The organism is Bradyrhizobium dasycarpum (assembly GCF_042019905.1).
GTDB classification, from domain to species: domain Bacteria; phylum Pseudomonadota; class Alphaproteobacteria; order Rhizobiales; family Xanthobacteraceae; genus Bradyrhizobium; species Bradyrhizobium japonicum_B.
Window position 1 is genome coordinate 465,329 of record NZ_CP169574.1, and the last position, 20,996, is coordinate 486,324.

The window sequence follows — 20,996 nt, forward strand, 5'->3', positions numbered from 1 at the left end:
AGTGTGGCTGTCCGGAATGCCCTGATGACGTTAGCTTGATCCTGCTTTGAGCGTGGAGCGTGTCCACGCGGAGGATCGAGTGATGTTACGCAGGATGATGATGGCGGCGCTGGCCGTGGCAGTGGTCGGGCTATCAGTGCCGCAGGCGGCCGAGGCGCGTGGATTCCGGCATGGCGGTTGGGGTCATGGCGGCTGGAGCCATGGCGGCCACTGGCGCGGCGGCGGCTTCTGGCCTGGACTGGCAGTCGGGGCGGGCATTGCCGGTGCCGGTCTCTACGGCGGCTATTACGGCTACGGCTATCCCTATTACGGCGGGCCCTACTATTATGGTACCGGCTACGGCTACAATGATGGTTATGGCGGCTGCTACGTCGCGCGGAAGCGCGTCATGACGCCCGCGGGCTGGCGTATCCGCCGCGTGGATGTCTGCGAATAGCGTCCTCGACGAGGAATGACCGACGAAAAAACAAGGCCGTTGACGCAGTATACCGTCAACGACCTTGCCAGCCCCGGACATTGAAATCGGCTCACGCCATCCGGTAACCGGGAGCATCGCGCGGAATCACACGGGCGAATGTGATCCAGTTCACAAGTCGAGAAAATTAGTGGCGCTGCCGTGAGTTGCTCAGCCGCGCGAGCGCTTGCGCGCGCTGGCCTGGACGCGGTGCCGCACCGGTTTCCTGCGGGTAACCGCGGGCGCTTCGACGTCGGTGGCTCGCGCGCTGGCGAACGACTGCCGCAGGCCGTCGATGGACTCGTTCAGCGACGCCACCTGCTCGGACAGACGCTTGGTGTCGGCCTGCTGCGCCGCCATCAGCCGCTTCATGGTCTGGAGCTGATCCTGCACCACCTGGAGCTGGTCGATCGATTCCTGCTGGGTCGCCTCCAGCCCCTTGGTCTTCTCGACCAGCTGCTCGGAGGCCTGAGCGGTCCGCGCCTGAAGCTGCCGCGATGCCACCACCCGGTCTGTCTCAGGTGCGGCGCCGGTATAGGCACGCCAGATCGCGATCGAGGTGACGCCGGCGATCAGGAGCAGGAGCGCAGCGGCGGTCAGCGCGATGGGCTGGGCGCCGAGGCGAAGCAGCGGGTTGGACGGTGTGTCCCGGGCGAGATCGATCATCGCTGACAAAACCCAAATTGAAACTTGGTGAGTGGCGAAGACCGGCAGCCCAGAGGCGGCCGGGGCGTCCCGAAAGCGTTACGTGTCGGCAAGGAATGGGACCAAAAAGAGGCCAAAGGCCAAAAAAACCAGCAATCAGCGGGCCTTGGCGCCTCCGAGGCTTCGCCTCGGCTGGGGAATCAAGGCTGAAACGGCGAAAACGGTCCGGAATAAGTCTTCGCGCGCGGCGCCGCATAGGGGCCGAGGCGGGACGTCTTCAGGCCCAGCCGCACCAGTGATTCCGCCAGCGTCACCGCGGCGACGACGCCGTCGACCACGGGCAGGTCGTGCGTGGCGGCGAGCTCGGCGGCGAGATCGGCCATGCCGGCGCAGCCGAGCACGATGGCTTCCGCACGGTCCTCGCGGATCGCGGCCGCGATCTCCGCGGAGATTTTTGCCAGCGCATCGCTGTTGCGCGCCTCGAGGCGCCAGCACCGGCACCTCGGCAGCGCGGACGCGGGCACAGCGATCGGCGAGGCCGTATTTCCGCAGATTGTGCTCGATCGGCACGACGGACACACCGAGCGTCGTCACCACGGCAAAGCGCGCCGCGATCAGGCTCGCCATGTGGAAGCCGGCCTCGCCGATGCCGATCGCCGGCGCTTTGGCGGCTGCGCGGGCGGCATCGAGGCCGGTGTCGTCGAAGCAGGCGATGATGTGCGCGTCCGCACCGTCGCGGTCGGCCTCGCGGATGCAGCCGAGCATGCCGGGGACGGCGAAGGCCTCGTCGTAAAATCCCTCGATCGAGACCGGGCCCATCGTCGGTTGCCGCGCGTCGATCTCCGTGCCGGGCAGGGCGACGCTGCGCGCCGCAGCGGCGATCTTCGCCGTCATCGACGCCGTGGTGTTGGGATTGACGACGTGAAGCCGCATCGGATCAGACAAGTCCCTCAGACCAGCGCGTTGTTAGACGAGTCCTTGGCCGGCGTCCGAGCCCTTGGCCGCCTGCCGCTTGTTGAGCACGTGGATGGTGCCGAGCGCAAGGGCGATCACCGTGAAGGAGACGGCCGAAATCACGGTGCCGAGCGCATAGATGTCGGGGTTCGTCACCGTGGTGGTGAGGCCCTGGAGATCGAGCGGCAACGTGTTCACCGCGCCGATGGCCTGGCTGGAGCGGGCGAGCTCGTCCCATGACAGCGTGAAGCCGAACAGGCCGATTCCGATCACCGACGGCAGGATGATCGGCAGCACCACGTGGCGGAACGTTTGCCATGGCGTGGCGCCGAGATCGCGCGCGGCTTCCTCGAGCCGCGGGTCGAAGCGGTTGAAGATCGCGAACATGATGAGCAGGCCGAACGGCAGCGTCCAAGTCAGGTGCGCGCCGAGCCCGGAGGTGAGCAGGCCCATCGAGGTCTCGAAATTCTCGTTCCAATGCGTCTTGATCAGGTCGTCGATGATGCGGAATTCAAGCGAGATGCCGAGCGAGGTGATGATCGAGGGCACGATCAGGCTGGCGATCGCCGAGTAGAACAGGATGCTCTGCGCCCTGAACTTCCTGCGGAAGGCCATGCCGGCGGCGACCGACAGCACGACGGTGACGATCATCACGATGATGCCGAGCAGCAGCGAGCGGCGGAACGCCGCGCCGAGATCGACGATGCCGGTGCCCTGGAACAGCTTTGCGATCCAGAACGTCGACACGCCGTTCATCGGGAAGGTGAGGCCGCCCTGCGGCCCCTGGAACGACAGCACGTAGATCGCGATCATCGGCCCGTAGAGGAACAGCACATAGGCCGCGAAGAAGATCGCGAGCACGTAGAACGAGCGCGGGCGTCCTTCCGTCATGCTCTAGAGCTCCTTCTTGATGTCGACGATGCGCGACATCATGGTGATGATCAGGAAGGTGATGACGAGCAGGATCACGGCGTTGGCTGCCGCGGCCGGGAACTGCAGAGCATTCACCCGCGTCTCGATGATCTTGCCGGCGGCGGCGATCTGCTGGCCGCCCATCACGCCGATGGTGATGAAATCGCCCATCACGATGGTGATGACGAAGATCGAGCCGATCACGATGCCGGGCTTGGACAGCGGAATGATCACGTTGACGAGGGTCTGGAAGCCGCTGGCGCCGGCATCATAGGCCGCCTCGATCAGCGACTTGTCGATGCGCACCATCGAATTGAAGATCGGCACCACCATGAAGAAGGTGAAGAGGTGCACCAGCGCCAGCACGACGGAGAACTCGGAGAACAGCAGCCATTCGATCGGATGGTTGATCAGGCCCGTCTTCATCAGGCCCGAGTTGACGAGGCCGTTGCGCCCGAGCAGTGGAATCCAGGCGATCATGCGGATCACGTTGGAGGTCCAGAACGGGATCGTGCAGAGCAGCGACAATCCCATCTGCCAGGTCTTGGACTTGACGTGGAAGGCGAGGAAATAGGCGACCCAGAAGCCGATGAACAGCGTGATGGCCCAGACCATGAAACACAGCTTCAGCGTCTTCAGATAGGTCTTGCCGATCGTGCAGAGATCGGGGAGTTGCGCGATGCAGCCCTCGAACGTGTCGGTGTAGCCGCGGCCGGAGAAAGTGGGCAGCAGCTGGTATTCGTTGTAGTCCCAGAACGAGACGATGACGACGAAGACGAGCGGAATGAGGAAGAAGGCGAGAAACACCAGCATCATCGGCCCGGCCTGAAGCCAGGAGATGAAGGACGGCGACAGGCGCGTCGGCTTGGCGGCGCGCATCGTACCCGACCCCGGGATCAAGCCCGGGGCTGCCTGTTGCAGGACTTCTTCGGACATGTCCGCTACGCCGCGATGAACTCGTTCCACTTGCGGACCATGTAGTCGTTCTCGTCCATCACCGCGTTCCAGCAGGCGACGCCGCCCATGCGGTCCTCGTAGGAGCCGCCGTCGCGCACCGCGCCTGCCTTTTCGAGCAGCGAGCCGTCGGGCGCCTTGATGTCCTTCTCGGCCGGCTTGCCTTCCATCCAATAGGCCCACTCGTAGGGCTCCATATGCGCCTTCGCGGTGGAGAGCACGGCGGAGTAATAGCCCTGGCGATTGAGATAGGCGCCGGCATAGCCGGATAGAAACCAGTTCACGAACTCATAGGCCCATTCGAGCTTCGCGCCCGAGACTCCCTTGGAGACGCAGAAGCCGGAGGCCCAGGAGCGATAGCCTTCCTTGAGCGGCTGGAACGTGCAGGGGATGCCCATCGAACGCACCTTGGTCACCGCCGGCGACCACATCGACTGGATCACGGTCTCGCCCGAAGCCATCAGGTTGACGCTTTCGTTGAAGTCCTTCCAGAAGGCGCGGAACTGGCCGGCCTTCTTGGCTTCGGTCATGACCTTCATGGTGAGATCGATCTCTTCCTTGGTCATGTTGCCCTTGTCGGCATATTTGTACTTGCCGGAGGCTTCCACGACCATCGCGGCGTCCATGATGCCGATCGAGGGGATGTTGAGGATCGAGGCCTTGCCCTTGAACTCGGGGTTGAGCAGCTCGGACCAGGAATTGATCGGCCGCTTGATCAGGTCGGGGCGGATGCCGAGCGTGTCGGCGTTGTAGACGGTCGGGATCAGCGTCACGAATTCGGTCGCCGACGTCGCGAACTTCTTGGAGTCCTTGCCTTCGAGGTAGAGCACCTTCCAGGGTGCCGTGCCCTGGCCGCCGATCTTCTTGCCGCCGGGCGTCTCGCCCTTGGTGAACACAGGCGTGATGTTGTCGAACTGTTTGATCTTCCTGGCGTCGAGCGCGAGGATGTTGCCCGACGGCACGATCTTCTTCAGTGAGAAATATTCGGTGTCCAGCACGTCGAAGGAGTTCGGCTGGGTCATCACGCGCTTGGTGACGTCGTCGGTGGTCGCGGTGATGTATTCGAGCTTGATGCCGGTGTCCTTCAGGCACTGCTTGGCGATGTCGTCGCCCTCGTTCACGGCGGTGCCGAGATAGCGCAGCACCTTGGCGTCGGCCGACTTCACATAGGGAAAGCCGGTGATGGCGCCGGAGCCGGCGGCGAGGCCGGCGAGACTTGCGGTGCCCTTGAGCAGCGTGCGGCGGCTGACGCCGGTCGTCCTGGTGGTCTCGGTCATGTCGTCACTCCTCTGTTGCGCATTCCGGTGATTGATCGGCGCTATTGCAGGGGTTGCGCCTTGGCGGGATCCCAGGTGGCCAGCACGCGATCGCCCGGACGGAACGGGTGGACGTCGAAGGCGGCCTCGGGAAGGTGGGAGAACAGGGCGGTGCCGTCGTCGAGCGTGAGCGAGACGGCGATGTAGGAGCCCTGGTACTCGGTCTGGGTCAGCAGCGCCGGCGCGCCGAACGCGCCGTCAGTAAACGGCGCGATGCCGAGCTGATCGGCGCGCACGGCGATGAGCTTGCCGGCGTCGCTGAGCACGTTGTGGCCGCCGATGAAGCGCGCCACGAATTCGGTGCGGGGATGGTGGAAGATGTCACGGGCCGTGCCCTGCTGCTCGATCCGCCCGTGGTTCATCACCACGATGTGGTCGGCGAGCGCCATCGCCTCTTCCTGGCCGTGGGTGACCTGGATGAAGCTGATGCCGAGCTCGCGCTGCAATCGCTTCAGCTCGCCGCGCATCCTCACCCTCAGGAACGGATCGAGTGCGGACAGCGGCTCGTCGAGCAGGAGAATCTGCGGCTCGGTGATCAGCGCGCGGGCCAGCGCGACGCGCTGCTGCTGGCCGCCGGAGAGCTGCGCCGGCAGCCGGCCGGCATATTGGCTCATCGCCACAAGCTCCAGCAACTCGCCGGCGCGCTTGTGGCGCGTCGGCTTGTCGATGCCGCGCATCTTCAGGGCAAAGGCGACGTTGTCGAGCACGGTAAGATGCGGAAACAGCGCGTAGGACTGGAACATCATCGCGGTGCCGCGCTCGGCCGGTGGCAGGTCGGTGACGTTCTGGCTGCCCAGGATGATGTCGCCCTCGCTGACGGCCTCGTGGCCCGCGATCATGCGCAAGGTCGAGGTCTTGCCGCAGCCGGACGGGCCGAGCAGGCAGCAATAGGTGCCGGCCGGGATCTTCAGATTGACGGTGTCGACCGCCAGCGTTGTGTCATAGCGCTTGGTGACGGCGACCAGTTCGAGGGCGGCGGGAGTGGCCATGGCGTGTCCAAGGAGGGGCGGTGCTTGCCGCTCTCTCCGCAAGGTCCGTGCCAATCGCCGCCTTGCCGGCCGAATTGCGAAACTGTGCAGCGGAGTCAGATCGTTAGATCGAATTCGGCGCCGCTGTCCCGCCCGTCCTGGACGCAGCCATCTGCACACAAAACGGGCGAGGATTGTATAAACTTTCGCCTGTGATTGCATACAGCTCGTCGACTAACATTCGCGAGCGAACGTCGTCGATCGAGCCCTCAAGCCCAACCTCGAACTCATGGCCGCCAAGCCCCGCCCCAAATCCGACGCGCCCGATGCGAACGATCGCGTCAGCCGCATCCGGGAGGGTGTGACCGCCGCGATCCTCGAGCACCGCCTGCTGCCGGGCACCAAGCTCGGCGAGGACGAGCTCGGCGAGATCTACGGCGCGAGCCGCACGCTGGTCCGCACCGCGCTTCAGCAGCTCGCGCACGAGGGCATCGTCAGCATCGAGAAGAACCGTGGCGCCTTCGTCGCGCGGCCGACGCCGGCCGATGCCCGCGAAGTGTTCGAGGCGCGCCGCCTGATCGAGCCCACCATCGTCGATCACGCCGTCGATGCGGTGACGCCGGACTGGATCGATCGCCTCCAGCGGCATCTTGCCGAGGAACGCGAGGCCGAGCTGCGCGGCGATGCCCGAGCCTCGGTCCGGCTCTCCGGGGAGTTTCACCGTCTCGTCGCCGAGATGAGCGGGCACAGCATCTATCTCGGCTTCCTGAAGGAGCTGATCGCGCGCTCCTCGCTCATCATTCTGCTCTATCGCCGCCACGACACGCCGGCCTGCGGCACCCAGCATCACGCAGGCATCGTTGCCGCCATTCGCAAGCGCGACAAGCAGGCCGCGCGCGCGCAGATGCTGTCGCACCTGGACGAGATCGAAGCCGAGCTGTTCCTGAAAGATCCCGTTGCCGACGAGCTGCGGCTTGCGGACGTGCTTGGTGCGTGAGCGCCGATCGCAGGCGGCGTGACATCGCAGCCAGGACCGCGGTCCGGCGTCAGTGACTGCGTTCTGCGGCGAGCTGCCCGTCCGGGGTGATCTGGTAGTCGCCGTCCTGCTTCGTCATCCATCCTGACCTGACCATCTCCCGTGCCAGCTGCACCGAGCAGATCGGATGGTTGCCGCCTGGGTAATACAGCCTGTCATTTCTGACGAGGAGGTGGCCGTACAATTGGGCATGCCGCAATGCCCTGCGCATCCCGGGTGATGGATCTGTCATGCCGGTTCAACCGCGAGCGCGCCCAAGGTTCCTAAGTCGACGCCGTCCCCAACGGGATTTCTCTTCGCCGGCTGCCCGAGAGGAACCCTGATGTTGTCGCGTCGTTTTGTTCGTGCGTGAGGAGGCGGTGTCATGAACGTACGGGATGAGCACACCCGATCGCCCTGGATGGATGTTTCGGTCGCGGAGGCACCGGCATTGTCGGGGACGGTCGGCGCGGATGTCGTCGTCATCGGCTCCGGAATTGCCGGGCTATCGGTCGCCTATGAGCTGGCCTGCCATGGACGCTCAGTCGTGGTGCTGGACCGCGGCAGCATCGGCAGCGGGATGACGGCGCGCACCACCGCGCACCTGGCCACGGCACTCGACGATGGTTACGACGCCTTGGTGAAGGTCCGCGGGCTCGACTGTGCGCGGCGCCTCTATCAGAGCGTCGCTGCCGCAATCGATCGTGCCGAGACTGTCCAGCGAGTCGAGCACATCGATTGCGACTTTCGACGGCTCGATGGTTATTGGGTGCTCGCACCCGAAACGTCGGCATCCGACCTGGACAGCGAATTGGACTGCTGCCGCAAGCTCGGGATTCCCGTCGAAAACTGCGCCGATCCAACCCCATTCCATGTTGGGGGCGAGGTGCGTTCGCTCCGTTTTCCGCGCCAGGCACGCCTGCACCCGACCAAATATCTCGCCGGTCTGGCGAGCGCATTGGAGCGCCGGGGCGCGAAGCTCTATGCCGACACCTGCGTCGAGAGCATCGATCAGCGCCATGGCGAGATGGTCGTGACGACCGCCTCTGGCCACGAGATCCACGCCGCCGACGTGGTGGTGGCGACAAACTCGCCGGTCAATGTGCAGGTGGCGATCCACTCCAAGCAGGCGCCTTACCGCACCTATGCGCTCGCCGCCAAGATCGCGTCCGGCACGCTGGAGGATGCGCTCTATTGGGATACGCTCGATCCCTATCATTACGTACGCCTCCAGCCTTTTTCTGCCGACGAGGATCTGATCATCGTCGGCGGCGAGGACCATAAGTCGGGTGAAGCGAACGACGGCGCACAGCGCCTGGATATGCTCGAGCGCTGGGCGCGGGAGCGATTGCCGGGCCTGGGCGACGTCACGCATCGATGGTCCGGCCAGGTGCTGGAGCCGGTCGATTTCGTCGGCTTCATCGGCCGTAGCCCCGGCGAGGAGCATGTCTTCATCATCAGCGGCGATTCCGGGCAGGGGATCACGAACGGGCTCGTCGCCGGCCTTTTGGTGACGGATCTGATCACGACGGGCGCGAGCCCTTGGGAAGAGATCTACGCCCCGTCGCGAAAGATTCAGAAGAACATTGGCGAGTTCATCAGTGAGAACATCACGCCGCTGAAGAACTTTGCGGAATATCTGGCGGCGAGCGAGATTGCGAGCGTCGAGCGTCTGCGGCTGGGCGAGGGCCGTCTCGTCCGGAGCGGGCTGAAGAAGATTGCCGCCTGTCGGGACCGCAACGGACGTCTGCACCTGCACTCGGCGAGCTGCACCCATCTCGGCTGCGTGGTGCACTGGAATTCGCTGGAGCAGTGCTGGGATTGCCCGTGTCACGGCTCTCAGTTCGCACCGGACGGCACGGCGCTCAATGGTCCGGCGGTGTCGCCGCTGGGCGATATCGAGAAGCCGGCCAATCTTGAAGCGGCGGAGTGACGCGCAGCCCTTCAAAAAGTTGCGGCCAGCCATTGGGGGATGGCTGGCCGCGCGCGAACCGGTCTGGGACGGGGAGGGGTGGGGATGTGACCGGGCCGCGTAACTCGTTGTCTCGTTCCTACTGATCCTTCGCGCTGGCGGTGGAGACCGCCGGCTTGGTATCGCCGAGCGAGACCCAGACGTTGGGATCGCTCTGCGACTGACGCTTGACGAAGCGGTAGCCGGTCTCGGTCCAGGCAACGACGTTCTCGTTCTGATTGTCGAGAACGAACTCGCCCTTGTCGGTCTTCACCGTCAGCACCGCGTGTCCTTCGCCTTTCTTGTCGCGCACGACGGTGATGAGCAGGGCCTGGCGCGGCCATCCGGCATCGATCAGCATCTTGCGCTTTAACAGCACGTAGTCTTCACAGTCGCCGTAACCGTCCGATGGCAGCGACCACTTCTCGATCACGCCCCAGTGCTCCTGGTCGGTCAAAGGCTTGACGGTCTCGTTGACCCAGCGATTGACCTTGACGAGGTCGCGCCATGCGCCCTGCGACATCACGATGTCGCGCGGCTGCGCCGGTGCGCCCTGGCACTGGGCGGTGTTGTCCGCACAGAATTCGACCCAGCCGATCGGTGCACGCGTGGTGTCACCGAGGCTCGCGTAGAGCAGACGGCCTTCGCCGGCCTGCGCTGCCGCGCTGATCCCGAAGAGCATGGCGGCCAGCGCCAGCCCTTTTCCCTGTCCCCTGAAGTCAAACATTGCGGCCCCCGTTTCTTGTTGGGACCACATTTCGCATGGAGCTTTTGCGTTGCCGCTAAGTCGACCAAGTCAAGTCGAGACGAATGCAAGTAAAACCTGCGGCGAATTCGATCTATACTTGAATCGAATTCTCATAAAATTTGAAACAACTGCAATTGATTCAAATTTTATCGATTAACGCGGAAACACTGGCGGAACCGCCGTTTCCATCTGCAAACGGGCCGCGCGTTAACCCGCCCTGGCGCCGTCACGATGCATGAAAAAGGCGGCGTCCGCATTGCGGAGGCCGCCTTCAGGGCTGGAAATTACGGGGTTTTGCCGCGCTGGCGCTTTACCGCGCGGTAACGCTCTCTTCGAGTGTCTCGATCGGCTGCTCGTGCAGGAACTCCAGCGCGAAGCCGTCTTCGAGGTTTCGGACCACGCGGCCCTGGACCCGGCCGAGCAGGACCGTCGATTTCAGCGGCGGCCGGTTCTCCGCGGCAATGGCGGCACCCGACAGCGAGAGGTCGATGATGCGGCAGGTCATCTTGGTGCCGTCCTCGAGCGTCAGCACCGCAATCGGGTTGCGCGGCACGATACGGTCGTGACGGCGGTCCTCCGGCAGGTTGAGGATGTCGCGGTTGGCGAGCCAGGTCAGCTGCGCTGCGAGCTTGTCGCGCTTGCGCGGCGTCGCCCTGATCGTCATGGCGAAGCCGTTGTCGATGATGCGGGTGATCTTGCCTTCAACGCGGCCGATATGGTCGAGATAGGCGACCACGCGGTCGCCGACATTGCCGATGCCGGGGGCGAGCAGCGCGAGCCCGCCGGGCGACATGTTGATCACCTGGCAGGGGAATTCCCGGCGGTCGGGCAGCATGTAGCGGCCGAGCAGGTGCACCTTCACCCGCTGGAAGCGCCGACGCTCCTCGGCGGCCGGAAGAAATTTTTTGTTCGCCAACGCCATTTTCAACACCCGACCCCCGCCCGGGCGGAGTCCGGGACGACCCTAAGGTGCACAGGGTTAATGCCGCGTTAGGATTGGGCGTATCGGTTTACGGCCGGAAACAATGCGCTCGAAGAGCCACACCCTAAAGGCTGCTCAAGCCGGCTTCGTCGCCCGCCGCTGCAGTCCGACCGGCATTGCCAGCAGGTGCGCGCTCTTGCGCGCCTCCAGCCACGGTCGGTTCGCGGTTGCGCAGAGATGACGGCGGTGTTTGTGGCAGCGGGCTACAAGACTATCCAAGCGCCTTCACATACACCCCATACGGCACGCCCAGAATATCCGGCGCATCCTGCACTTTCACGAATTCCATGCGCAGATACATCGGTAGCGCGACGGTCATGATCGAGGTCGTGTGTAGCGAGATGACCGATGCTTGGTCGCGCTCAGCGCGGCGTAGGCATTCCTCGGTCAATTGCCGCCCAACCCCTTTGCCGCGAATGGCCGGATCGACCACCAGCATGCGAATGACCGGCCAGGCCGGCTCGAAGAAGGCCGGCTTCGTCGCTTTCGGACCCATATAGGCGACAGCGCCGACGATATGGCCGCTGTCCTCGGCAACTATGATCTCGCCGGTCTTGGCAAGCTCCGGCATTCTCGCGACGTTGGCCGCGAACAGGGGCCAGTCGGAAAAATGCGGCTCGAACTCGGCGAATGCGGCCAGCGCGACGCGTGTGATGGCTTCGGTATCCGCCGGCTGATAGTCGCGCAGCATTGGCATTGTCCTCGATCCGTGCCCGGATGGAGCGCAGCGAAATCCGGGAAAAGGCGTTCCCGCATTACGCTTCGCTCCATGCGGGCTACGAGACCGTCCGCTTGGCATGACGGCGCATCTCACATACGCTTCGGATCAGCCCGCAGCCATCAATCATAACAGACGGGCAACGAGGAAGCAGCCATGCAACAGATCCGCGTCTGCACCCACGCAGGTCCCGGCTCGGAGCCCGTCATCCGCACCGTGCCGTGGCCGAAGGTCGGCAGGAAGGCCGCGCTGATCAAGGTCGGCGCTTGCGGCGTCTGCGGCACCGATCTGCATATCCTGAAAGGACATTGGCCGAAGCCGCTGCCGTGGCCGTTCACGCTCGGGCATGAGCTCGGCGGTGTGATCGTCGAATGCGGTGAGGAGTTCACCGAGGACTTCATGAGCAAGCCGCTGACCGTCGGCTCGAAGGTGATGATCCCGCCGCTGATGCCCTGCGGCCATTGCTATTACTGCATCCATTATCCGCAAGTAGCGAACAAGTGCCTGACGCCGGTCTATTACGGCCGCTATCTCGGCTTCGACAAGGCGCCGCATATGTGGGGCGGCTGGGCCGAATATGTCTATGTCGATCTCGAGATGCTGCCGGGCACCAAGATCTACAAGCTGCCCGACGACATGTCGTTGCGGCTCGGGGCGCTGTCGGAGCCGCTGACCTCCTGCATCCGCGCCTTCAACCGCGCCAGCCGTGCCGGCGGATTTTCCTGGGGCGATACGGTGGTGATCCAGGGCTCGGGCCCAATCGGCATTCTCGCGGTCGCGGCCGCCAGGGAGATGGGGGCAGGGCGCGTGATCTGCGTCGGCGCGCCGGAGGAGCCGCGGCTCAAGCTCGCGCGCGAGTTCGGCGCGGAGGCGACCGTGAACATCGAGGAGCTGACGTCGCCGCAGCAGCGCATCGATCGCGTGCGGAAAATCGTCGGCGGCTTCGGCGCCGATCTCGTGATGGACTGCTCGGGTCATCCGACCGCGGGCCCCGAAGGCATCGAGATGCTGCGCGACGGCGGCACCTATGTCGAGATGGGCCAGTTCACCGACGCCGGCTCGATCGACACCTCCTGGCACCGCATCTGCACCAAGGACCTCAACGTGCTCGGTTCCTGGGGCTTTACCGGCAACGACCTGCCGCTCGGCGTCGACATGCTGTACCGCACACGAGACAAGTATCCATGGCTGAAGATGCAGACGATCTATCCGTTCACGGAAGAAGGCGTCGCGCAGGCCGTGAAGGACGCGATGGCGATGAAGACGGTGAAGTCGACCATCGTGCCGTGGCCGGAGCTGGTGGAATAAACAATGCCGCCCGCGCCTCACGATATTTTGGGAGTCTTGTAGCGCGGATGGAGCGAAGCGCAATCCGGATTTTCGCCCGCAACTCCCCGTATTCCGCTACGCTCCATACGGGCTACGAGTCGGAGTTTGGATCAAGGACGAAATGACAGACCCGCAGACACCAAGCCAGCACGCCCACTCCCCCTTCCACGCCATCCGCGCGATCGACTACACCGTCATCTTCGTGCGCGACATGGTGGCGATGCGGCGCTTCTATGAGGACGTCCTCGCCTTCCCGCTCTCGCGCGAGCTTTCGCCGGGCTGGATCGAGTACGGCCTCGGCAGCAACACGCTGGCGCTGGCACGGCCGAGCCGTACTGCCGCTGATGCGCCGATCCCGACCGGCAGCGCCGCGCTGCAACTGGCGTTCAGGGTGTCCGCGGCCGAGGTCGATGCATGCGCCGACGAGCTGGTGCGGCAGGGCGTTGCGCTGGTATCGCCGCCGACGAACCAGTCCTTCGGACACCGCACGCTGTTCTTCCGCGATCCCGATGGCAATCTGCTGGAGGTCTATGCGGAGATCTGAGCGCTGCGCGCTCAGCGGAGCCTCTATTCGACGCTCCCGGTCAGCACGGCCTGCGCCCAGTCCGGGCGGTTGTTGGCGAGTGCGCGCGCCGAGGCGGCGTCCCAGTCGTATTCGAGGGCCAGCAGCTCGGCCTGCCAGCGCTTGTTTCTGTTCGTGAGGATCGCGTAGCGGGCGTGAGGCGAGCGGTGTTCGAGTTTTGCGGCGATGGGAAGGTCTGCGAAGACCGGGCAGCCAACGCTTCCCGGGTTGAGGACCAGGCGGTCGCCGGGACCCTGAACGACCGCCTGGCGGTGGCTATGACCGCACAGCACCACGCGCGCCGCCGGTTCGCTCGCGAGGCGTGCCTCCAGGACGTCGCGGCGTGCCGGTACAAAGCGGCCGTCGTCGAGCGATTCCTCCAGCAGGCACGTCGTGTCGTTCTCCGGCGTGCCATGGCAGGCCAGGATTGCCTCGTCCAGACGTAGCTGGGAGGGCAGGCTGTGCAGCGCCCGGCGCTGCTCCGCGGTCAATGCGTTGCGGGCAAACAGGCCGGCCGGCGAGAGCTTGTCGTCCGCAAACTCCTCGATCCAGCGGTCATGGTTGCCGCGCACGGTCGGCAACGACAGCGATTGCAGGGCTTCGAAAGTCTCCTTCGGCCACAACGGACTGGTGACGCAATCGCCGAGGTTGACGATACGATCGACGCCACGCCCCTTGATGTCGGCCAGCACGGCCTCCAACGCGGCAAGATTGCCGTGGATATCGGAAATGACTGCCAATCGCATCGTTGTGCCTCCAACTCTTTGGTCCGATCTCGGCTCAGTCGCCGCCAGATCCGGTTGCGCCGATGTTAATCAAGGTCGCCGCAAAAATCCGCCGCAACCTTCAGGCGCGGCTTTCCGCCAAGCCATGCAACATAGGCATGGTGATTTCCGCGCGCTTGGCGTAAAGAGCGGCCAGATCAAATCGCCAGCGTGTGGCCGGGCCGATTGCCCCGCACGTCAGCCTCAGGCCTCTCGGCTCGCTGTGCCGCGCCTGAATTAACCAAGGTTCTCCATCCCGTGTCTTTTCCGGCCCTGACCCCGCCGCTCGCCCGCGCTTTGGCCGAGCGGAACTATGATTCTCCGACCCCGTCCAGCTCGCCGTGCTCGCCGACGAAACCGCCGATCGCGACCTCCTGGTTTCGGCCCAGACCGGCTCGGGCAAGACCCTCGCTTATGGCCTCGCCATGGCGAGGGACCTGCTCGGCGATGCCGAGCAGTTCGGATCCGCGGCCGCTCCGCTCGCCCTGATCGTGGCGCCGACCCGCGAGCTCGCGATGCAGGTCCAGCGCGAACTCGCCTGGCTCTATGGGCATACGGGCGGGCGCGTGGTCTCCTGCGTCGGCGGCATGGATCCGCGCCGCGAGCAGCGCGAGCTTGCGGCCGGCGCCCATATCGTCGTCGGCACGCCGGGCCGGCTCTGCGACCATTTGCGCCGCGGGCGTCTCGATATCTCCGAATTGAAGGCGGTCGTCCTCGACGAGGCCGACGAGATGCTCAATCTCGGCTTTCGCGAGGACATGGAATTCATCCTCGAGACCACGCCGGATACGCGCCGCACCCTGATGTTCTCCGCGACGTTCCCGCGCGGCATCGTCGCGCTGGCCAAGCAATACCAGCATCAGGCGTTCCGGATCGAGGTCGCCGGCGACGAAGGCGGCCACGCCGACATCGAGTACCGTGCGATCCGGATCGCGCCCGCCGACGTCGAGCATGCCGTGGTCAACGTGCTGCGCTTCTTCGAGGCGCCGAGCGCGCTGGTGTTTTGCAGCACGCGCGATGCGGTCAGGCACTTGCAGGCGGCGCTGCTGGAGCGCGGCTTTTCCGTCGTCGCTCTTTCGGGCGAACTGACGCAGAACGAGCGAACCCTGGCGCTGCAGTCGCTGCGCGACGGACGCGCCCGCGTTTGCGTCGCGACCGACGTTGCCGCCCGCGGAATCGATCTGCCGAGCCTCGACCTCGTCATCCATGCGGACCTGCCCAACGATGCCGAGGTGATGCAGCACCGTTCGGGCCGCACCGGTCGCGCCGGTCGTAAGGGGACGAGCGTCCTGCTGGTGCCGCCCGCCCGCCGGCGGCGCGCGGAGCTGCTGCTCAATCTCGCAGGGGTGGACGCGGTCTGGGGCACGGCGCCGCAGGCGGACGAAATCCGCAAGCTCGACCACGAGCGCATGAAGGACGTGTTGTTCACCGAGGAAGCGACCGCCGACGATCTCGTGCTGGCGCAGGCGCTCCTCGCCGAGCGGTCGGCCGAGGAGATCGCCGCCGCACTGGCGCGGCTCTATCGCGCGCGGCTGCCGTCGCCCGAGGACATCATCGATCCCGGCGAGCGGAGCGGCCGGCCGCGCGAGGAGCGCGGACGCGACAGATTTCAAGGCGAAGGCGGGGACGATCGTGCCGCCAGGCCGCGAGCGAAGTCCGGAAAAGCCTCGTCGAAGCACGGCATGGCCGATGGCAGCGTCTGGTTCCGCGCCGCGATCGGGCGGCGCAAGAATGCGGAAGCGCGCTGGCTGCTGCCGATGATCTGCCGCCGCGGCGGCATCGACAAGCGCGACATCGGCGCCATCAAGATCATGGACACCACGACCGAGTTCGAGATCTCCGCGCAGGCCGCGGAATCCTTCGCCGCAAAGATCAAGCGTCCGGACAAGGAAGACAGCATCCGTATCGAGCCGATGGCAGACGCGCCGCAGCGACAGGCGCCGCCGAAGCAATGGTCACACGCGCCGGCTCGCGAGCGAACCGATGGCGAACGCCGCGACGAGCGCCCGCGCGAGACGCGTGAATTCAAGCCGCGCGGCAAACCGTTCGGCGAGCGCGCACCGCGATCCGACGACGCGCCGCCCTTTGGAAAAGAAGAAGCATCGCGACAAGGGGGCCCGCGCGGAGCCGTCGGTGACGCCCTGGCCGGTGAAGGGCGCACCGGGAAAGAAGCCGAAGAAGAAAAAGCATCGCGGCTGAGCCGCCGCCGTTCAGGACGGACGGCGATGATGCCGCCGGATGGCATCGGCGACGTCATCTGCACCGGGCGGTCGGGCAGGGGCGTTACGCCGCGGTGAGGTCGTGCCGCATGTAGGTCGCGCCTTCCCCGTAGGAGGCGAGCTTCGTGCGCAGTGCCGCGTCCGCCGTCACCGGCCGGAAGCCGAGATGTTGCCACAGCGGCCGCGTGGCGTAGACCGAGACCAGTGCGAGCGCCATGATGCCGGATGCGCGCGCCAGCCCCGCAATGCCGCCGACATATTCGCGCGCCATGCCGCCGCGCCGGTCCGGCAGCACGGCGACATCGTGCACGTAGAGGCAGTCTGCGTCTTGGGGGAGTCGTTCGAGCAAGCGGTCGAGCGGCGGGATCTGATGCAGCTTCCAGGGATGTGCGAGGCCGTAGCCGGCGATCGTATCGTCGGCAACGAGCACGCGGCATCCGTCGGGATAGAGCTGCATCTTCTCCGCGAACACCTCGGCTCTTTCGGGAAGATCGGGATGTATCCGCGCCGCGATGGCGACGATTGCGCCGAGATCGGATATGCGCGCTGGGCGCCAGTACGGCTTGCTCATCTCGATCTGTGGTTCCGTCTCACATCATCCAGTTTATTCCACCGCGCAATGGCGCGCAGGGAAAAATTTCTTGCTGCCGCTTGAGGAATACGAGGCCGCGTGCGGCGTCCTACCCCATGCAAGCCAATTGCATGACAGGAGACATCATGACGTCCTCGATCCGCCTCGCGCTCGCGCTGGCCCTATCGCTCGCCATCGTTCCCGCCGCCTTCGCCGCACCGCCGACCAAGACCGGCAAGACCGACAAGGGCAACGTGCTGACCGATGCCAAGGGCATGACGCTCTACACCTTCGACAAGGATGCCGACGGCAAGTCGGCCTGCAACGGTCCATGTGCGACGAACTGGCCGGTGCTGAAGGCCGAGGCCAGCGATACCGCCGGCGACGGCTACACCATCATCACCCGCGACGACGGCTCCAAGCAATGGGCCTACAAGGGCAAGCCGCTCTACACCTTCGCCAAGGACCAGAAGCCCGGCGACATCACCGGCGACGGCTTCTTGAACGGCGCCTGGCACCTGGCGATGCCGTAACGGCCCGATACGCAGACATGAGCGTCGGCTGTTCAGGCGACAGCCGGCGCGCTGCGGTCATCTCGGATATTCCAGCTGCATCGCGACGAAGTCGGCCGTGCGCGGCCCGTAGCGAGAGTCGATGGCGCGCAAGGTCTGGTCCAGTGCCCGCGCCGGCGGCAGCTCGACGGCGGCCGGCGCCGTCTGCTGCGCCGGCCAGTCGGCGACGGCCGCGTCGGGCAGGATGCGAAGACCGCCGCGACTCGTCTGCGCCTCTGCCGTCGCCGCGAAGGTGAGGGCACGCGAGCGATAGGTGCGCGACCAGGCATCGGCGACCAGCGCCAGCGACACCTCGTCGATATCAGGCGTCAGGGCGATTCCGAGTTGCTCGCGGTTCCAGAATGCGAGCGTGTTGGCGATCGCGGTCAGCGCGAAGGGGCGGGTGAACTGGAACGCCTCGCTGCGGTGACGCGCATCCCATCCCGCAAGTCCGACCTCGCGGGCGACCGCCTCCGCCTTGGCGCGGCCGGCGATGGCCTCGACCAGGGTCAGGGCCATCGGCATGGATGCGGTGATGCCGGTCGTTGTCGCGACGCCGCGGTCGACCACCAGCCTGCGGTCCGCGACGTAGCGGATCGCGGAATGCTTTTGCAGATCGCGCACGGAATACCAGTGCGTGGTGGCCTTGCGGCCGTCGAGCAGCCCGGTGTTGGCGACGACCTTGGCACCGACGCAAACGCCGATGATTATCGCGCCCTTGCCGGCCTGGCTTCTGATCCATTGCAGGGCTACGGCATCGTCTTCGCGGCTCATCGCGGGCACGATGACGTAATCGGCGCCGTCGGGATGCGCGGCATCGAACGCGGCGATGGTCGCATGCGGCTGCACTTTCAGCGCGGGATAGAGCGCGACGGGTCCGGGCCGGGTCGCCAAGGTGAGCACGTCGGCGACGTCGGCACGCGCGAGAATGCCGTATGGCATCAGATAGTCGGTCGTCTCGGTCATGTCGTTGATGCCGACGATGGCGATCAGCGGGCGTTTGCGCTTCGGCGGCTTCAACGCCGCAAGCGTCGCCTCGACCTCCTCTTTGGATATCGCAGGCGCGGTTCCCGGAGCCGGCGAGCCGGGCAGCAGCAACAGCCAAGCACCGCCGATCGCCGCCAGCAGCGCCACGCAGCCGAGAGCGCTCCACGCCAGAATTCGCCAGCTCATGAGATCTCACCCGACCGTCGTTAGCTCACGCGATGCGGAAACTATCCCTTCGCGGCACGATCAGGAATGACGCAGATCCCGCAAAAACGGTCGCATGCACCAGCGCGGTCAATTGTGACGGAGTGGGAACTATCTCAGCCCCTCGTACACCATCAGCCCGCGGGCGATCTGCAGTTTCCGGATCGCGCGCGGCAAGAGTTTCTCCGGTTGGTGCAGGTAGCGCCAGGAGGTGAGGGTGAAGGCTGAAAGCGCGCTGCATTCGTCGTCGAACGGCGCGAGTACGCCGGTCACGCTCACCGGCGTATGCGGGCGGGCGTTGAAGGGCAGCAGCAACAGCTCGAGATGGGCCTTGCTGCCGTCCTCGCGCGCGGCCGTGACGCCGGCGATCGCACCCAACGCCTCGTCGGCGACGATGGTCGTGATCTCCTCGATCTCGCTGCGGCTCGCATCATCGAACAGCGCGGCAAAGCCCGTGTCCTTGAGATCGCGCCCCGCCAGCGCGCAGACGCGTGTGCCGGCGACGCGGAACGGGAAGCCGAGGTTCGGCTCGCAGGAGAGCACGAAGATGTCGCCGAGCAGGCCGCGGACCGCAGCCGGATCGATGTCGGCCCGGTCGGGGGCCCGTGCGGCGCCACGCTTGTTGTCCCAATAGGCGAAGAACGCGCGGCTCGACGGATGTTTCATGTCTGAACGCTTACCCCGGGGTGCCACCTCGAAGGGACAGAGCTGTCCCGCTTCAGTGCACCCGCGATCCCTTGTGTTGTTGTGCAGGAGGGGATTTGCAGCGTCCATGCCGCGGGCGCGTTTTCGCCTGCCTTAAGCCCGCCTTTGCATCGTTAACGTTAAATTAACTATGCGCTTTGCGTCGGCAGCCGCCCTGCTATGGTGATCCCGGTCACAAGCCCCGCCGCTTTTCTCCAGGTTCTCGGCGAGGTCTGTACACAGGGCGTCAAACAGTTTGGCCGCGGGCCGGGGAGGGGTGGGGATACACCTTCATTCCGGGCATCGGAAGGCCGACACGGACAGGCAGGGCTTTCCCAGGGCCCTGCCTTTTCCTTTTCGGGCGCGCCCGTGCCCCGGACGCAGCGCCTCTTGGCTCTGCGGCGCGTCACGTTGTGCCGCGCCTTGTCCCGGACGCGGGGACCTTGGCGGGCTGGCGCCGTGCCTCGGACGCCCTGTCGGGGCAAACTCGACATCCCGCCTGATTCACTTTTGTGCACTTGCGCAAGGCCGGGAAAGGCGACTATCTGCAGGTGGATCGCTCCGATCGCCTGAAAGCGAAGCTGCCTTGGATTCCCCGCCGCACAATTCGTCGCAAGATCCTCCGCTCGACCTGCCTGCCGCCCATGAGGAGGCTCCGCACGAGCCGGTGCTGACGCTGCCGCCGGCGCTGACCGCCTATATCGTCCTGCTGGCGGTGATCCATCTGCGGGTGCTGCTACCGCCGGAGCCTCGAGAATTGGACCATCGACGTCTTCGGCTTCATCCCCAAGCGCTACGATTCCTCCCTGCTCAACCTGGAGATCCCCGGCGGCACCGGGGCCAAGGTCTGGACCTTCGTCACCTATTCGCTGCTGCACGCCAATCTGACCCATCTCGGCTTCAACGTGCTGTGGCTGCTGCCGTTCGGCAGCGCGCTGGCACGGCGCTTTGGCGCCGTCAGGTTCTTCCTGTTTCTGGCGGTGACGGCGGCAGCCGGCGCGCTCGCCCATCTCCTCACCCATGAGCACGCGGTGGCGCCGATGATCGGCGCTTCGGCCTCGGTGTCGGGTGCGATGGCAGCCGCGATCCGCTTCGCGTTCGTTCGCGGCAGCTTCCTGTCATTCAACCGCTCGGACGCCGATACAGCGGCAAGGGTCCCGGCGCTGCCGCTGTGGCGCGCGCTGCGCGACGGGCGGGTGATCGGCTTCCTCGCGGTGTGGTTCGGCGTCAACATCATCTTCGGTGTCGGTGCGATCGGCATCGATGCCGAAACCACCAGCGTCGCCTGGCAGGCGCATATCGGCGGCTTCTTCGCCGGCCTGTTGCTGTTCACCCTGTTCGATCCGGTGCCGCGCGTGCGAAATGATGCTGCGGATGCGTCATCACGGGACGTTTCAGACCGTATTTGAAGCAGCGCTTGCGGCGCCGCCCGAATTCATCCATCATTCCCGCGAAGAATGCTTCGAAGCGACAGGCCGCTCGAGCATGGTCCGGAAAAGTGTGTAGCG

General features: G+C 65.3%; 19 protein-coding genes and 3 pseudogenes. 8 read left to right on the forward strand and 14 right to left on the reverse strand.

Annotated features, from left to right (window positions below; translation table 11 throughout):
• The first annotated feature begins 82 nt into the window (after nt 1-82).
• A complete protein-coding gene (locus ACETMP_RS02255) occupies nt 83-436 on the forward strand; it encodes a hypothetical protein (RefSeq protein WP_375159744.1) in 354 nt (117 codons plus the stop codon).
• 189 nt (nt 437-625) lie between these two features.
• Here ACETMP_RS02255 and ACETMP_RS02260 read toward each other — a convergent pair whose 3' ends face one another.
• From ACETMP_RS02260 to ACETMP_RS02285, 6 genes and pseudogenes are all read right to left on the reverse strand, one after another.
• The gene (locus ACETMP_RS02260; protein ID WP_375159745.1) at nt 626-1,120 is read right to left on the reverse strand and encodes a hypothetical protein; all 495 of its coding nucleotides are present in this window, start codon (nt 1,118-1,120) and stop codon (nt 626-628) included.
• A gap of 179 nt (nt 1,121-1,299) precedes the next feature.
• Nucleotides 1,300-2,032, reverse strand: a pseudogene (locus tag ACETMP_RS02265) (aspartate/glutamate racemase family protein).
• Between the two features lie 33 nt (nt 2,033-2,065).
• Nucleotides 2,066-2,944, reverse strand: coding sequence for an ABC transporter permease (locus ACETMP_RS02270; RefSeq protein ID WP_375159746.1), 879 nt, complete (start codon nt 2,942-2,944; stop codon nt 2,066-2,068).
• 3 nt (nt 2,945-2,947) lie between these two features.
• On the reverse strand, nt 2,948-3,844 hold the full coding sequence (locus ACETMP_RS02275; RefSeq protein WP_375161821.1) for an ABC transporter permease: 897 nt from the start codon (nt 3,842-3,844) through the stop codon (nt 2,948-2,950).
• A 62-nt stretch (nt 3,845-3,906) separates the two neighbouring features.
• On the reverse strand, nt 3,907-5,196 hold the full coding sequence (locus ACETMP_RS02280; RefSeq protein WP_375159747.1) for a PotD/PotF family extracellular solute-binding protein: 1,290 nt from the start codon (nt 5,194-5,196) through the stop codon (nt 3,907-3,909).
• A 41-nt stretch (nt 5,197-5,237) separates the two neighbouring features.
• Nucleotides 5,238-6,224, reverse strand: a complete 987-nt coding sequence (locus ACETMP_RS02285; RefSeq protein ID WP_375159748.1) for an ABC transporter ATP-binding protein — start codon at nt 6,222-6,224, stop codon at nt 5,238-5,240.
• A gap of 268 nt (nt 6,225-6,492) precedes the next feature.
• On the opposite strand from ACETMP_RS02285, the gene ACETMP_RS02290 reads away from it, so the two are divergent.
• Nucleotides 6,493-7,200: a GntR family transcriptional regulator gene (locus ACETMP_RS02290; protein ID WP_375159749.1), complete on the forward strand. Its 708-nt coding sequence runs from the start codon at nt 6,493-6,495 to the stop codon at nt 7,198-7,200.
• 49 nt (nt 7,201-7,249) lie between these two features.
• Here the strand turns inward: ACETMP_RS02290 and ACETMP_RS02295 are convergent, their stop codons facing one another.
• Nucleotides 7,250-7,471, reverse strand: a complete 222-nt coding sequence (locus ACETMP_RS02295; RefSeq protein ID WP_375159750.1) for a hypothetical protein — start codon at nt 7,469-7,471, stop codon at nt 7,250-7,252.
• 132 nt (nt 7,472-7,603) lie between these two features.
• Here ACETMP_RS02295 and ACETMP_RS02300 point away from each other — a divergent pair, with 132 nt between their 5' ends.
• Nucleotides 7,604-9,151, forward strand: coding sequence for an FAD-dependent oxidoreductase (locus ACETMP_RS02300; RefSeq protein WP_375159751.1), 1,548 nt, complete (start codon nt 7,604-7,606; stop codon nt 9,149-9,151).
• Nucleotides 9,152-9,269: 118 nt separating this feature from the next.
• Here ACETMP_RS02300 and ACETMP_RS02305 read toward each other — a convergent pair whose 3' ends face one another.
• The 3 genes from ACETMP_RS02305 to ACETMP_RS02315 form a co-directional block, all read right to left on the reverse strand.
• Nucleotides 9,270-9,896, reverse strand: a complete 627-nt coding sequence (locus ACETMP_RS02305; protein WP_375159752.1) for a transglutaminase-like cysteine peptidase — start codon at nt 9,894-9,896, stop codon at nt 9,270-9,272.
• 331 nt (nt 9,897-10,227) lie between these two features.
• Nucleotides 10,228-10,839: a PilZ domain-containing protein gene (locus tag ACETMP_RS02310; protein ID WP_375159753.1), complete on the reverse strand. Its 612-nt coding sequence runs from the start codon at nt 10,837-10,839 to the stop codon at nt 10,228-10,230.
• Nucleotides 10,840-11,110: 271 nt separating this feature from the next.
• Complete coding sequence (locus ACETMP_RS02315; protein ID WP_375159754.1) at nt 11,111-11,590, reverse strand: GNAT family N-acetyltransferase; 480 nt, start codon at nt 11,588-11,590, stop codon at nt 11,111-11,113.
• Nucleotides 11,591-11,773: 183 nt separating this feature from the next.
• Between ACETMP_RS02315 and ACETMP_RS02320 the strand changes: the two genes are divergently transcribed.
• Together ACETMP_RS02320 and ACETMP_RS02325 are read left to right on the forward strand one after the other, a co-directional pair.
• The gene (locus ACETMP_RS02320) at nt 11,774-12,925 is read left to right on the forward strand and encodes a zinc-binding dehydrogenase (protein ID WP_375159755.1); all 1,152 of its coding nucleotides are present in this window, start codon (nt 11,774-11,776) and stop codon (nt 12,923-12,925) included.
• Nucleotides 12,926-13,067: 142 nt separating this feature from the next.
• Nucleotides 13,068-13,490, forward strand: coding sequence for a VOC family protein (locus tag ACETMP_RS02325; RefSeq protein WP_375159756.1), 423 nt, complete (start codon nt 13,068-13,070; stop codon nt 13,488-13,490).
• A gap of 23 nt (nt 13,491-13,513) precedes the next feature.
• On the opposite strand, the gene ACETMP_RS02330 is transcribed toward ACETMP_RS02325, so the two are convergent.
• A complete protein-coding gene (locus tag ACETMP_RS02330; RefSeq protein ID WP_375159757.1) occupies nt 13,514-14,254 on the reverse strand; it encodes a metallophosphoesterase family protein in 741 nt (246 codons plus the stop codon).
• Nucleotides 14,255-14,530: 276 nt separating this feature from the next.
• Between ACETMP_RS02330 and ACETMP_RS02335 the strand changes: the two are divergent.
• Nucleotides 14,531-16,471, forward strand: a pseudogene (locus tag ACETMP_RS02335) (DEAD/DEAH box helicase).
• Nucleotides 16,472-16,555: 84 nt separating this feature from the next.
• Here ACETMP_RS02335 and ACETMP_RS02340 read toward each other — a convergent pair.
• Nucleotides 16,556-17,062, reverse strand: a complete 507-nt coding sequence (locus ACETMP_RS02340; protein ID WP_375159758.1) for a GNAT family N-acetyltransferase — start codon at nt 17,060-17,062, stop codon at nt 16,556-16,558.
• A 146-nt stretch (nt 17,063-17,208) separates the two neighbouring features.
• On the opposite strand from ACETMP_RS02340, the gene ACETMP_RS02345 reads away from it, so the two are divergent.
• Nucleotides 17,209-17,595, forward strand: a complete 387-nt coding sequence (locus tag ACETMP_RS02345; RefSeq protein ID WP_375159759.1) for a hypothetical protein — start codon at nt 17,209-17,211, stop codon at nt 17,593-17,595.
• Between the two features lie 57 nt (nt 17,596-17,652).
• On the opposite strand, the gene ACETMP_RS02350 is transcribed toward ACETMP_RS02345, so the two are convergent.
• Both ACETMP_RS02350 and ACETMP_RS02355 read right to left on the reverse strand, forming a co-directional pair.
• Nucleotides 17,653-18,786: a DJ-1/PfpI family protein gene (locus ACETMP_RS02350; RefSeq protein ID WP_375159760.1), complete on the reverse strand. Its 1,134-nt coding sequence runs from the start codon at nt 18,784-18,786 to the stop codon at nt 17,653-17,655.
• A gap of 129 nt (nt 18,787-18,915) precedes the next feature.
• On the reverse strand, nt 18,916-19,470 hold the full coding sequence (locus ACETMP_RS02355; protein WP_375159761.1) for a PAS domain-containing protein: 555 nt from the start codon (nt 19,468-19,470) through the stop codon (nt 18,916-18,918).
• Between the two features lie 649 nt (nt 19,471-20,119).
• Here ACETMP_RS02355 and ACETMP_RS02360 point away from each other — a divergent pair.
• A pseudogene (locus ACETMP_RS02360) lies at nt 20,120-20,897 on the forward strand (rhomboid family intramembrane serine protease).
• The last annotated feature ends 99 nt before the right edge of the window (nt 20,898-20,996 follow it).

Bases quoted from the DNA above. Each gene is read 5' to 3' on its own strand.
- ACETMP_RS02285 (WP_375159748.1), bottom strand. From the start codon at position 6,224: ATGGCCACTCCCGCCGCCCTCGAACTGGTCGCCGTCACCAAGCGCTAT.
- ACETMP_RS02305 (WP_375159752.1), bottom strand. From the start codon at position 9,896: ATGTTTGACTTCAGGGGACAGGGAAAAGGGCTGGCGCTGGCCGCCATG.
- ACETMP_RS02260 (WP_375159745.1), bottom strand. From the start codon at position 1,120: ATGATCGATCTCGCCCGGGACACACCGTCCAACCCGCTGCTTCGCCTC.
- ACETMP_RS02315 (WP_375159754.1), bottom strand. From the start codon at position 11,590: ATGCTGCGCGACTATCAGCCGGCGGATACCGAAGCCATCACACGCGTC.
- ACETMP_RS02345 (WP_375159759.1), top strand. From the start codon at position 17,209: ATGACGTCCTCGATCCGCCTCGCGCTCGCGCTGGCCCTATCGCTCGCC.
- ACETMP_RS02350 (WP_375159760.1), bottom strand. From the start codon at position 18,786: ATGAGCTGGCGAATTCTGGCGTGGAGCGCTCTCGGCTGCGTGGCGCTG.
- ACETMP_RS02290 (WP_375159749.1), top strand. From the start codon at position 6,493: ATGGCCGCCAAGCCCCGCCCCAAATCCGACGCGCCCGATGCGAACGAT.
- ACETMP_RS02275 (WP_375161821.1), bottom strand. From the start codon at position 3,844: ATGCGCGCCGCCAAGCCGACGCGCCTGTCGCCGTCCTTCATCTCCTGG.
- ACETMP_RS02295 (WP_375159750.1), bottom strand. From the start codon at position 7,471: ATGACAGATCCATCACCCGGGATGCGCAGGGCATTGCGGCATGCCCAA.
- ACETMP_RS02300 (WP_375159751.1), top strand. From the start codon at position 7,604: ATGAACGTACGGGATGAGCACACCCGATCGCCCTGGATGGATGTTTCG.
- ACETMP_RS02330 (WP_375159757.1), bottom strand. From the start codon at position 14,254: ATGCGATTGGCAGTCATTTCCGATATCCACGGCAATCTTGCCGCGTTG.
- ACETMP_RS02255 (WP_375159744.1), top strand. From the start codon at position 83: ATGTTACGCAGGATGATGATGGCGGCGCTGGCCGTGGCAGTGGTCGGG.
- ACETMP_RS02270 (WP_375159746.1), bottom strand. From the start codon at position 2,944: ATGACGGAAGGACGCCCGCGCTCGTTCTACGTGCTCGCGATCTTCTTC.
- ACETMP_RS02340 (WP_375159758.1), bottom strand. From the start codon at position 17,062: ATGAGCAAGCCGTACTGGCGCCCAGCGCGCATATCCGATCTCGGCGCA.
- ACETMP_RS02310 (WP_375159753.1), bottom strand. From the start codon at position 10,839: ATGGCGTTGGCGAACAAAAAATTTCTTCCGGCCGCCGAGGAGCGTCGG.
- ACETMP_RS02280 (WP_375159747.1), bottom strand. From the start codon at position 5,196: ATGACCGAGACCACCAGGACGACCGGCGTCAGCCGCCGCACGCTGCTC.
- ACETMP_RS02355 (WP_375159761.1), bottom strand. From the start codon at position 19,470: ATGAAACATCCGTCGAGCCGCGCGTTCTTCGCCTATTGGGACAACAAG.
- ACETMP_RS02320 (WP_375159755.1), top strand. From the start codon at position 11,774: ATGCAACAGATCCGCGTCTGCACCCACGCAGGTCCCGGCTCGGAGCCC.
- ACETMP_RS02325 (WP_375159756.1), top strand. From the start codon at position 13,068: ATGACAGACCCGCAGACACCAAGCCAGCACGCCCACTCCCCCTTCCAC.